General features: G+C 71.8%; 10 protein-coding genes. 7 read left to right on the top strand and 3 right to left on the bottom strand.

Translation table 11 applies throughout. The features are described 5' to 3' along the window. The first annotated feature begins 36 nt into the window (after positions 1 to 36). Positions 37 to 1,251, top strand: a complete 1,215-nt coding sequence (locus tag ACGFU6_RS03540) for an acetyl-CoA C-acetyltransferase (protein WP_393607856.1) — start codon at positions 37 to 39, stop codon at positions 1,249 to 1,251. A gap of 31 nt (positions 1,252 to 1,282) precedes the next feature. Then, on the top strand, positions 1,283 to 3,490 hold the full coding sequence (locus ACGFU6_RS03535) for a 3-hydroxyacyl-CoA dehydrogenase NAD-binding domain-containing protein (RefSeq protein WP_393607855.1): 2,208 nt from the start codon (positions 1,283 to 1,285) through the stop codon (positions 3,488 to 3,490). Between the two features lie 51 nt (positions 3,491 to 3,541). Here the strand turns inward: ACGFU6_RS03535 and ACGFU6_RS03530 are convergent, their stop codons facing one another. After that, positions 3,542 to 4,273, bottom strand: a complete 732-nt coding sequence (locus ACGFU6_RS03530; RefSeq protein ID WP_393607854.1) for a MerR family transcriptional regulator — start codon at positions 4,271 to 4,273, stop codon at positions 3,542 to 3,544. Between the two features lie 168 nt (positions 4,274 to 4,441). Here ACGFU6_RS03530 and ACGFU6_RS03525 point away from each other — a divergent pair, with 168 nt between their 5' ends. Continuing rightward, positions 4,442 to 6,283, top strand: a complete 1,842-nt coding sequence (locus ACGFU6_RS03525) for an AMP-dependent synthetase/ligase (protein WP_393607853.1) — start codon at positions 4,442 to 4,444, stop codon at positions 6,281 to 6,283. A gap of 88 nt (positions 6,284 to 6,371) precedes the next feature. Then, a complete protein-coding gene (locus ACGFU6_RS03520) occupies positions 6,372 to 6,998 on the top strand; it encodes a TetR/AcrR family transcriptional regulator (protein ID WP_393607852.1) in 627 nt (208 codons plus the stop codon). 52 nt (positions 6,999 to 7,050) lie between these two features. Here the strand turns inward: ACGFU6_RS03520 and ACGFU6_RS03515 are convergent, their stop codons facing one another. Further along, positions 7,051 to 7,932, bottom strand: coding sequence for an SDR family oxidoreductase (locus tag ACGFU6_RS03515; RefSeq protein ID WP_393607851.1), 882 nt, complete (start codon positions 7,930 to 7,932; stop codon positions 7,051 to 7,053). A gap of 90 nt (positions 7,933 to 8,022) precedes the next feature. Between ACGFU6_RS03515 and ACGFU6_RS03510 the strand changes: the two genes are divergently transcribed. Together ACGFU6_RS03510 and ACGFU6_RS03505 are read left to right on the top strand one after the other, a co-directional pair. After that, positions 8,023 to 8,604: a TetR/AcrR family transcriptional regulator gene (locus tag ACGFU6_RS03510; RefSeq protein WP_393607850.1), complete on the top strand. Its 582-nt coding sequence runs from the start codon at positions 8,023 to 8,025 to the stop codon at positions 8,602 to 8,604. Positions 8,605 to 8,744: 140 nt separating this feature from the next. Next, positions 8,745 to 9,065: a hypothetical protein gene (locus tag ACGFU6_RS03505; protein WP_393607849.1), complete on the top strand. Its 321-nt coding sequence runs from the start codon at positions 8,745 to 8,747 to the stop codon at positions 9,063 to 9,065. Positions 9,066 to 9,084: 19 nt separating this feature from the next. On the opposite strand, the gene ACGFU6_RS03500 is transcribed toward ACGFU6_RS03505, so the two are convergent. Further along, positions 9,085 to 9,987 carry an oxygenase MpaB family protein gene (locus ACGFU6_RS03500; RefSeq protein WP_393607848.1) on the bottom strand — a complete coding sequence of 301 codons (903 nt, stop codon included), beginning with the start codon at positions 9,985 to 9,987 and terminating at the stop codon, positions 9,085 to 9,087. Between the two features lie 265 nt (positions 9,988 to 10,252). Between ACGFU6_RS03500 and ACGFU6_RS03495 the strand changes: the two genes are divergently transcribed. After that, the gene (locus tag ACGFU6_RS03495) at positions 10,253 to 11,131 is read left to right on the top strand and encodes an oxygenase MpaB family protein (RefSeq protein WP_393607847.1); all 879 of its coding nucleotides are present in this window, start codon (positions 10,253 to 10,255) and stop codon (positions 11,129 to 11,131) included. Positions 11,132 to 11,314 lie beyond the last annotated feature (183 nt).

Below are 11,314 nucleotides of genomic sequence, written 5' to 3'. Positions count from 1 at the left end.
TACCGCGCTGACAACCACCCCCGAAAGGCAGCTGTCTTGAGTACCGAAGCATTCGTCTACGACGCGATCCGCACCCCGCGCGGCCGCGGCAAGGCCAACGGCGCCCTGCACGGCACCAAGCCGATCGACCTCGTCGTCGGCCTGATCCACGAGATCCGCGGCCGCTTCCCCGGCCTGGACCCGGCCGCCATCGACGACATCGTCCTCGGCGTGGTCAGCCCGCTCGGGGACCAGGGCTCCGACATCGCCCGCATCGCCGCCATCGCGGCCGGCCTCCCGGACACCGTCGCCGGCGTCCAGGAGAACCGCTTCTGTGCCTCGGGCCTGGAAGCCGTCAACCTGGCCGCCGCCAAGGTCCGTTCGGGCTGGGAGGACCTCATCCTCGCGGGCGGCGTCGAGTCGATGTCCCGGGTGCCGATGGGCTCGGACGGCGGCGCCTGGGCGATGGACCCGATGACCAACTACGAGACCGGCTTCGCACCCCAGGGCGTCGGCGCCGACCTCATCGCGACGATCGAGGGCTTCACCCGCCGCGACGTCGACGAGTTCGCCGCGCTGTCGCAGGAGCGGGCCGCCGAGGCGTGGAAGGACAACCGCTTCGCGCGCTCCGTCGTCCCCGTCAAGGACCGCAACGGCCTCGTCGTCCTCGACCACGACGAGCACATGCGGCCCGGCACCACGGCCGACTCCCTCGCCGCGCTCAAGCCGTCGTTCGCGGGCATCGGCGAGATGGGCGGCTTCGACGCCGTCGCTCTGCAGAAGTACCACTGGGTGGAGAAGATCGACCACGTCCACCACGCGGGCAACTCCTCCGGCATCGTCGACGGGGCGGCCCTGGTCGCGATCGGCTCGAAGGAGATCGGGGAGCGCTACGGCCTCACCCCGCGCGCCCGGATCGTCTCCGCCGCCGTCTCCGGCTCCGAGCCCACCATCATGCTCACCGGCCCGGCGCCCGCCACCCGCAAAGCACTCGCCAAGGCCGGCCTCACCATCGACGACATCGACCTCGTCGAGATCAACGAGGCCTTCGCCGGCGTCGTCCTGCGCTTCGCCAGGGACATGGGGCTCCCCCTCGACAGGATCAACGTCAACGGCGGCGCCATCGCGCTCGGCCACCCGCTCGGCGCCACCGGCGCGATGATCCTCGGCACCCTCATCGACGAACTGGAGCGCCGGGACAAGCGCTACGGCCTCGCCACCCTGTGCGTCGGCGGCGGCATGGGCGTCGCCACCGTCATCGAGCGTCTCTGACCGTCCCCCTTCCTACGGAGAAGACAGACACATGACCGAGAGCACGACCATCCGCTGGGAACAGGACGGGACCGGCGTCGTCACCCTCGTACTCGACGACCCCGACCAGTCCGCCAACACGATGAACCAGGCCTTCAAGGACTCCATCGCGGCCGTCGCGGAGCGCGCCGAGGCCGAGAAGGACACCATCCGGGGCATCATCTACACCTCCGCCAAGAAGACCTTCTTCGCCGGCGGCGACCTCAAGGACATGATCAAGGTCGGGCCCGAGAACGCCCAGCAGGCCTTCGACACCGGCACCGAGATCAAGCGCTCGCTGCGCCGCATCGAAACCCTCGGCAAGCCCGTCGTCGCCGCCATCAACGGCGCCGCCCTCGGCGGGGGCTACGAGATCGCCCTCGCCTCCCACCACCGCGTCGCCCTCGACGCGCCCGGCTCCCGCATCGGCCTGCCCGAGGTCACGCTCGGCCTGCTCCCCGCGGGCGGCGGCGTCACCCGCACCGTACGCCTCATGGGCATCGCCGACGCGCTGCTCAAGGTCCTCCTCCAGGGCACCCAGTACACCCCGCAGCGGGCTCTGGAGAACGGCCTGGTCCACGAGGTCGCCGCCACCCGCGAGGAGATGCTCGACAAGGCCCGCGCCTTCATCGAGGCCAACCCCGAGTCCCAGCAGCCCTGGGACGTCAAGGGCTACCGGATCCCCGGCGGCACCCCCTCGAACCCCAAGTTCGCCGCCAACCTGCCGGCGTTCCCGTCCAACCTGAAGAAGCAGCTGAACGGCGCGCCCATGCCCGCGCCGCGCAACATCCTCGCCGCGGCCGTCGAGGGCTCCCAGGTCGACTTCGACACCGCCCTGACCATCGAGGCCCGGTACTTCACCGAGCTGGTCACCGGCCAGGTCTCGAAGAACATGATCCAGGCGTTCTTCTTCGACCTCCAGGCCGTCAACTCCGGCGCCAGCCGCCCCAAGGGCATCGAGGAGCGCCAGGTCCGCAAGGTCGCCGTGCTCGGCGCCGGGATGATGGGCGCCGGCATCGCCTACTCCTGCGCCCGCGCGGGGATCGACGTCGTCCTCAAGGACGTCTCCGCCGAAGCCGCCGCCAAGGGCAAGGCCTACAGCGAGAAGCTGCTCGACAAGGCGCTGTCCCGGGGCCGCACGACCGAGGCGAAGCGGGACGAGCTGCTGGCCCGCATCACCCCGACCGGCGACCCGGCCGACCTCGCCGGCTGCGACGCCGTCATCGAGGCCGTCTTCGAGAACACCGAGCTCAAGCACAAGGTGTTCCAGGAGATCCAGGACGTCATCGAGCCCGACGCGCTGCTCTGCTCCAACACCTCCACGCTGCCCATCACCGCCTTGGCCGAAGGGGTCTCGCGCCCGGCCGACTTCATCGGGCTGCACTTCTTCTCGCCCGTCGACAAGATGCCGCTCGTCGAGATCATCAAGGGCGAGAAGACCGGCGACGAGGCACTGGCCCGCGCCTTCGACCTGGTCCGCCGGATCAAGAAGACCCCGATCGTCGTCAACGACTCACGCGGCTTCTTCACCTCGCGCGTCATCGGCCAGTTCATCAACGAGGGCGTGGCGATGGTCGGCGAAGGCGTCGAGCCCGCCTCCGTCGAGCAGGCCGCGGCCCAGGCCGGATACCCGGCCAAGGTCCTCTCCCTGATGGACGAGCTGACGCTCACCCTGCCCCGCAAGATCCGCGACGAGACCAGGCGGGCCGTCGAGGAGGCGGGCGGCAGCTGGGCGGGCCACCCCTCGGACTCGGTCATCGACCGGATGGTCGACGAGTTCGGCCGCCCGGGACGCAGCGGCGGCGCGGGCTTCTACGATTACGACGAGAACGGGAAGCGCACCCGCCTCTGGCCCGGCCTGCGCGAGCACTTCGGGGGTTTCGGGGGTCGCGCCCCGAGTGGGCACAGCACCAAGACGGACACGGACATCCCGTTCACCGACATGCAGGAGCGGATGCTCTTCTCCGAGGCCCTGGACAGCGTCCGCTGTCTGGAGGAGAACGTCCTGATCACCGTCGCGGACGCCAACATCGGCTCCATCATGGGCATCGGCTTCCCGCCGTGGACCGGCGGCGTGCTCCAGTACATCAACGGGTACGAGGGCGGCCTGCCCGGCTTCGTGGCCCGCGCCCGGGAACTGGCCGAGCGCTACGGCGACCGGTTCCTGCCGCCCGCGCTGCTGGTGGCGAAGGCGGAGAAGGGCGAGACCTTCCACGACTGACCCGCTGCGCTGCGGGCCGCGCCCACCCGGACGGGACCTACTCTGCCGGGCTCACCCATCGGTGAACGCGGCCCGCAGCTCCTCCTTCAGTGACCGCTGGAAGGCGGTCACCAGCGCCTGGAGCACCATCGGCTGCATGTGCGCGGACAGCGACTTCATCGCCTTGACGTGCTCCGGGTCCGACTCCCGCTCCCGGTAGGGGCTCCACACCTCGTCGCGGAAGAGCCGGGTCAGCTCGTGGGCGGCCGAGCGGGTGTGCTCCAGCAGGACCGTACGGGCGGCCAGGATCGTCTCGTGCGCGATCGGCACGTCGAGCAGCTCCACCCCGAGGCGCAGCAGCCCCGGATCCACCCGGTAGGGGTCCTCGCCGGGATCGGCCCGCTCCAGCACACCCATCGCGGCCAGCCGGTCGAGGTCCTGCCCGCTCAGCGTCCGCCCGGCCCGCCGCTCCAGCTCCGCCCGGGGCACGTCCTCCGCCGAGTCCGGCGCCCAGGAGGCCACCAGCGCCCGGTGGATCGCCAGGTCCTGGGCGCTCAGATCGGGCGGCAGCTGCTCCAGATACCGTTCGATCGCGGCGAGCGTCATGCCCTGGTGCTGGAGCTCCTCGATCAGCGCGAGACGGGAGAGGTGGTCGTGCCCGTAGTGCCCGACCCGGCGCGGCCCGATCACCGGCGGCGGCAGCAGCCCCCGGGTGCTGTAGAAGCGCACCGTGCGCACCGTCACCCCGGCGCGAGCGGCCAGCTCGTCGACGGTGAGCGTCGGCTCCTCGGTCCCGGTCGCCATCTCTGCTCCTCGTGTCCGGCCCCGCGGCTGGACTGCCGGGCGTGTGCGTCGATCAGGTTCAACAGTATTGCTGTCTCACCACTGTTGTGAAAGTGTCCGGCAGCAGCGAAGCGCGATCCACCCCAGGTGCCGGCCCGCCCGGTCGGCCGAAGGCGACAGGAGGCGGCCGTGACCACGATCCTGCGACTCCCCGCAGACCCCGATCACCTCACCCTCCCCGCGCTGCTCCGGCGCAACGCCGAGGACCACGGCGCCCGCCCGGCCCTCTCGTGGCGCCCGACCGGCGACGACGACGAGTGGACGACGCTCACCTGGCAGGAGGTCCGGCACGAGGTCGCGGTCCTGGCCGCCGGATACGCCGCGCTGGGCGTCCGGCGCGGCGAACAGGTTCTCATGATGGTGGGCAACCGCCCCGAGCACTGGCTCACCGATCTCGCCCTCACCCACCTCGGCGCCGTCCCCGTCACGGTGTACGGGACCTCGGCCCCCGGGCAGATCGCGCACATCGCCCGGCACAGCCGCGCCCGGTTCGCGCTCGTCGAGGGCGGCCGCGAGCGGGAGCTCTGGGAACCGCTGCTCACCGACGCCGCCGCGGGGCTGGAACGGCTGGTCGTCGTGGAGGCGGCCGACGCCGGGCCCCACCGCACGTACGGCTCGCTGCACGCCACCGGCACCCGGCTGCATCGCCCGGAGGTCTTCGAACGGGCCTGGCAGGCGTCGTGCGCCGACGACGCGCTCACCGTCGTCTACACCTCCGGCACCACCGGCGACCCGAAGGCCGTCCCGATCACCCACCGGGCCGTCGTCCGCAACGCGGTGGCACTGGACGCCGTCGTCGAACTCCCGTCCCACGTCGAGCACATCTGCTACCTGCCCCTCGCCCATATCGCGGAACGGATGCTGGGCATCTACCTCTCGGTCTTCCGCGCCTCGCACGTCCACCTCTGCCCCGACCCCTCGTCCGTCGCGGCCACGGCACGTGTCCTGCACCCGGCCCAGTTCTTCGGCGTTCCCAGGGTCTGGGAGAAGCTCGCCGCCGCGGTGCGGGCGGCGCTGGCCGCGCTGCCGCCCGAGCGGCGGGCGGAGATCGGGGCGGCGGGGGAGACCGCACGCGCACACGTCTCCTGCCGGGAACGCGGCGAAGCGCCCCCGCCGGCGCTCGAAGCCGCCTACCGGGAGGCCAGAAAGACGGTCCTTGAACCGGTGCTGGCCCTCGCCGGCTTCGACCGGCTGGTGTGGACCGCGAGCGCGTCCGCACCGATGCCGCTCGACGTGGTCCGCTTCTGGGCCGGCTTCGGAATCGTGATCATGGACGCCTGGGGGCTGACCGAGACGGTGGGCGTCTGCACCACGAACAGCCCGTCCGGCTTCCGGCTCGGATCGGTGGGCCGCCCGCTGGAGGGCGTGCAGGTGCGGACCGCCGACGACGGGGAGATCCTCGTCCGGGGCGAGACGGTGTTCGCCGGATATCTGTGTGCCGACGGCACGGTGGAGGGCGCGCTGGACGCGGACGGCTGGTTCCCGACCGGGGACATCGGCCGGATCGACGAGGACGGCTACCTCTGGCTCACCGACCGCAAGAAGGAAATGATCGTCACCTCGACCGGCAAGAACGTCTCCCCGGCACTCGTCGAGAACACCCTCAAGGAACACCCCCTGATCGGCCAGGCCCTCGTCCACGGCGACGGCCGCTCCTACCTGGTGGCCCTCCTCGTCCTGGACCCCGGGACGGCGCCGGCCTGGGCGGCGGCCCGGGGCATCGACGCGGAAGCCTCCGCACTCGCCGCCCACCCGGCCGTCCGGGAGGAGATCGCCCGCGCCGTGGCGGCGGCCAACTCCCGGCTCAACCGCACCGAGCAGGTCAAGCGCTTCCACCTGCTCCGGCAGGAGTGGAGCCCCGAGAGCGGCGAGCTGACCCCCTCGCTGAAGCTGCGGCGCGGGGTGATCGGCGAGAGGTACGCCGAGGCCGTCGCCGCGCTGTACCGGCCGGAGCCCGGCCAGGACGAGTGAGCCCACCGGCTGTCAGTACGCGCGGCAGACGGCAGTTTGACGACAGGCCCTAGGGTGGACCCGGACCGGCGCAGAGCGGGGAGGGCCCATGGTCGCACGGAGCACGGACGAAGCACTGCTGGCCGGCGCGCTCGACGGGACGCCGTCCTCCGACGTCCTGAGCGAGCAGATCCTCGATGCCGCGCGCGAGCAGTTCATGACCTTTGGGCTGCGCCGATCCACCGTCGACGACGTGGCCAAGCGGGCCGGGGTCTCGCGGGTGACCGTGTACCGGCGGTTCGGTAACAAGGACAGCCTGGTCTCCGCCTGTCTGCTGCGCGAGTACCGCCGCTTCGTCGTGGAGGTGGACCGGGCGGTCGCCCCACTGCCCACCACCGAGGACCGGATCGTCGAGGGCTTCGTGACGGTCCTGCGCCACATCCGCGAACACCCTCTGGTGGGAGGCCTGTTGCGGCTTGAGCCGGAGATCATGCTCCCGTTCCTGACGGTGGAGAGCGGACCCGCCCTGATCGCGATGCGCGGCTACGTGGCCGGCCGGCTGCGCGAGGCCAGGCGTGCGGAGGGACGGCCGCAGACCGACCCGGCCCCCGTCGCCGAGCTGATGGTGCGGATCACGGTCTCCTTCCTGCTCAACCCGGTCAGCTGCTTCGAACTCGACGACGACGAGCAGCTGCGGACGTTCGCCCGCAGCTACCTGGTGCCGCTGAACGCCTAGGCCGCCGAGTCGCGGATGTACAGGCGGCCGAGGCTGGACGGCCCTGCGTGAATCAGGGGTGCAACTGCTCCAGGTCGTCGAGCAGGCCCGGGTGGACGGGTTCCCAGCCGAGGGCGGCACGGGTGTGGGCGCTGGAGGCGGGCTGGTCGGCGGCGAACACCGGGCCGATCGGGCCGAAGGTCTCCTGCGGCACCGACGCGACCGGCAGGCCCAGGCGCCGCCCGATGACGGCCGTGATGTCGCGTACGGCGTCGCCCTCGTCGGCCACCGCGTGCCAGGCGCTGCCGGCGGGCGCCTTTTCCAGGGCGAGGCGGAACAGGACGGCGGCATCGAGGGCGTGCACGGCGGGCCAGCGCTGTGTGCCGTCGCCGGGGTAGCCGACGGTGCCGTTGCGGCGGGCGATATCGGTGAGCAGGCCGGCGAAGCCGCCCTGACCGTCGCGATGGACCGTGCGCGGCAGGCGCACGGAGGTGCTGCGCACGCCGCGAGGAGCGAGGGAGAGGGCGCGCTCGACCGAGACGCTGCGGCCGCCGATGGGCCCATCGGTGGGCAGCGGGTCGGCCTCGGTGGAGGCGCGGCCCGGTGCGAGCGGTGTGCCCGAGACGGTGACCAGGGGCCGGTCGGTGCCGATGAGGGCCTCGCCGAGGACGTTGAGCGCGGCACCTTCCTCTGCGACGGCGCGGGCGAGGGCTTCGGGGGAGCTGAAGTCGTTGGCGAAGGCGAGGTGGATGACCCCGTCCGCCCGCTGGGCGCCCTCGCGCAGGACGTCGAGGTCGGTGAGGGACCCGCGCAGAACGCTGGCCCCGGCCCGCGTGGACCGCTGCGCGGAGGCGTCGGAGCGGGCGAGGGAGGTGACAGTGTGACCTGCGGAAAGCAGTTCGGCGACGACGGCCGTGCCGATCAGGCCCGTACCGCCGGTGATGAAGACGCGCATGGTTGGCTCCAGAAAGCAGTGATGCGACAGGCGTCGCATCACTGTACTGCGGTTGACGCGACACCTGTCGCATTGACCTAGAATGGCGGAATGCCGAGATGGAAGCCCGACGCACAGCAACGCCTGGTAGTGGCGGCGCTGCAGTTGTTCGTGGAGCAAGGCTTCGACGACACCACGGTGACGCAGATCGCCGAGCGGGCCGGGCTCACCCGAAGCACCTTCCACCGTCATTTCACGGAGAAGCGGGAGATCCTCACCGCCGGACAGGCGACACTCAGTCGGCTGATGGCCGAAGGCATCGCGGCCGCCCCCGCCGGCGCTACGCCGCTGACAGCGGTCGCCTCCGGTCTGGAGCGCGCTTCGAGCGAGATGACCTCCTTCAATCGAGAACTCGGCCCGTTGCTGCATGCGGCGATCGAGGCGAACGAGGAACTGCGCGAGCGCAACGCCCTGAAGAGTGTCGGCATGGCCGCCGCGATGGCCGGCGCTCTGGGAGAGCGCGGAGTCGCCGAGACGACGGCACGCGTCGCAGCTGAACTCGGCGTCCTCGCCTTCGGCATCGGCTTCACCCGCTGGACGGACCCGGCCCGGGACCCGGAGCCCGGCGACCTGGCCGCCCTCGCCCGGACAGCACTCGACGAACTGCGCACGGCAGTGTCAGAGTTGCACTGACTGCTGTGGGTGGCGGCCGTGCCCGCATCCACCGGGCCTCGCGAGGCCATGCACCTCACTACTGACCGGATCTCCCTGACAGCCGTGGTCGAAGACGCTCGGCACCTGAGCCGACGGGGCGGATCTGCTGAGGGGGTCTCATGGAGAAGGACACGGAGCGGGAGCGCAGCGGGGAGGCGGCAGCGAACGCCTACGAGCGGGTCCTCGCAGAGGATCGGCGGGTGCTCCGGGCGGTGCTGCGCTCCAGTCGGGGCGGAGCGCATTGCGGTGTCGTGGTGACTGCCCTGGTGCTCGGTACGGTCGGGGCTCTGGACGGCCCGAAGTGGCCGTTGACCGTCGGCGGGGTGCTCGCGGTCTGGTTCGCGTTGGTCCTGGCTGTGGTCAGCCGACGCGGCGCACGGAGGTGGAAGGCGATCGAGCGCGCGTACATAGCGACCTTCGGCTGGGCCCAGTGGCTCTGACCTGTCCGAGCCTTGCCGCTCAGCGGTTGAGCGACGAGGGATCGGGGCGGCGCTCGTCGGGCAGCGGCTCCAGGGGCCGGCTGCCCGCCCAGTGCGGCCCCAGGTCGTCCAGCCGCCAGCCGAAGGGGTACGAGCGCGGCTGCGGGCGTGAGGGCAGCCGGCGGGGCCGTGCCGGGAGGAGGAGCACGCACCGCGAGCGGGCGCGCAGTGACGCGGCGGCCGCCGAGCGGGCCCAGCGGGGCTGGGGACGGAACCCCAGGGCCCGCAGCAGCGGTTCGTCCAGCAGGGCGAGCGAGAAGCGTGCGATCACCGGGCGCAGCGGGCGGGGGTACCAGGCGGCCATGGTCCGGAACGTGGCGTTGGCGACCCGCCGGTTCGCCGGGTCGTACGCGAACATCCGCTCCTCGTAGGAGTCCAGCAGCCGTTCGAACCCCTCGTAGGTGTCGGGCGCGTCCTCGATGCCCATCATCGCGGCCATCTTCCGGCCCACCTCGGTCAGCGCATCGGTCTCCACCCGGCACAGGGGCCGCCAGCCGAAGCGGTCGATCCAGCGCTTCGGCCCGACGACGGTGGTCGCCAGGACGTACAGGAAGTCCTCGTTGGGTATCCGGTACTTGCCGTGGATCCGGTTGAGATGGCGCGCGGCCGCCCGCCCGCGCTCCGAGTCGAATCCGTCGGCGGCCATCTCGTACCCGATCAGCACCGTGTCGTCGTACCGCTTCTGCCCGGCCCGTTCGAACTCCTGGGTCCGGTCCAGGAGCACGGAGATCCGGGGGACGCCGTAGTCCCGGAGGAAGGCGACGCTCACCCCCTGCCGGTAGTCCCAGGGGAACTCGTACTGGGAGATCAGGCGGAGGATCTCGGCGTAGTCGCGCGCCGGATCCATCCGGCGTATCTCGTGCAGACGGCTGTATCGGCCCATGGTGCGCCCTCCTGTCCGGGTACCGGCTTCTCGCGTGACGGTTCAACTCCATTGACCTGAGGGCAATGTGAGGGTCCGTCTGCTTCCGTGAGTCAAAGTTACAAATACTATTGACTTGTTTCACGGGGTCGTCAACAGTGCCGACGGGCGGGATTGCGGCAAGGGCCGGCGGGGCCGGTGCGCGTGACGTACGAAGCGCTCGCATACTGGATCACGAGGGGGCCGGTCGTCGGGCCGGGCGCCCGCAGACCGCCGGGAGAACCTAATGAGCAGCGAGCCGGAACCCGTACCACCCCCGCCCGGGGGCGTGCTGTGGAGCCTGTCCGGTGACGTCCGGGCGCTGCTGATGCTGCCCGCCGCCCTCACCCTCCAGGTCGCCCATCCTGCGGTCGGCGCGGGCGTCGATGAGCACTCCGTCTTCCGTACGGACCCGTGGGGGCGCGGTGAACGCTCCCTGCGCTCGCTCCAGCTCTGGGTGTACGGGGGAGCGGAGGCCGCGCGGGAGGGGCGCAGGCTCCGCCGGCTGCACCGCACCATTCAGGGCACCGACACCCGGGGCCGCCCGTATCACGCGCTGTCGCCGGCGAACTACGCATGGGTGCACGCCACCGGCTTCCCCGTGTACCGGCACGCGGCGCGCTACCTGATCCGCCCGCTCGACGGGGACCAGGAACGGGCCCTGTACCGGGAGTGGCTCCAGGTGGGCCGGGTGCTCGGGATCCGCGACCGGGACATGCCGCAGACGATCGAGGAGTTCTGGCCCTACTACCGCGCGATGCTGGCCGGTGAGATCGAGCGGACCGTCGTCGTCGACGGGCTCGTCGCCCCCGGCACCCCCGTACCGCCGCCGGACCGGGGGCCCCTCCTCCTGCGGGTGCTGCTGAGGGCCCTGTGGCCGGTGCTCCTTCCGCCGCTGGCCCGGTTCCGACGCTTCGTCACCATCGGCCTTATGCCCCCGGACGCGCGCGAGGCGATCGGCCTGCGATGGACGGACGGGCAGGAGCGCGCACTGCGGCGGTTCTGCGCCGTGGCGCGGGTGGTCGTGCCGGTGCTGCCGGAGCGGCTTCGGTACCTGCCCCGGGCACGCCGGGCGAGAGCCGCCCACCGGGAGGCCCGGCGGCGCGCGGGAGCGGTGTCCGGCTGAGGGGGTGCCGTGGCGTGGTCCGGTCAGCCAGGCCGTGTTCTGGGTGTGTCACCGTGCTTGCCGTATCGGGGCGAGTCGGACGGTTGCTTCGTGGCGGACGGGGAGTTCGTCGTAGCGCGTCGCGATGCCCTGGGGCCTGCCCCACCGTCACCCCGCCCGCCCGCACCCTCGCGAGCGCCGTTG

It is taken from the genome of Streptomyces sp. NPDC048462, from assembly GCF_043200175.1.
Lineage (GTDB): Bacteria > Actinomycetota > Actinomycetes > Streptomycetales > Streptomycetaceae > Streptomyces.
This window is presented reverse-complemented; position numbering and strand designations above follow the sequence as displayed.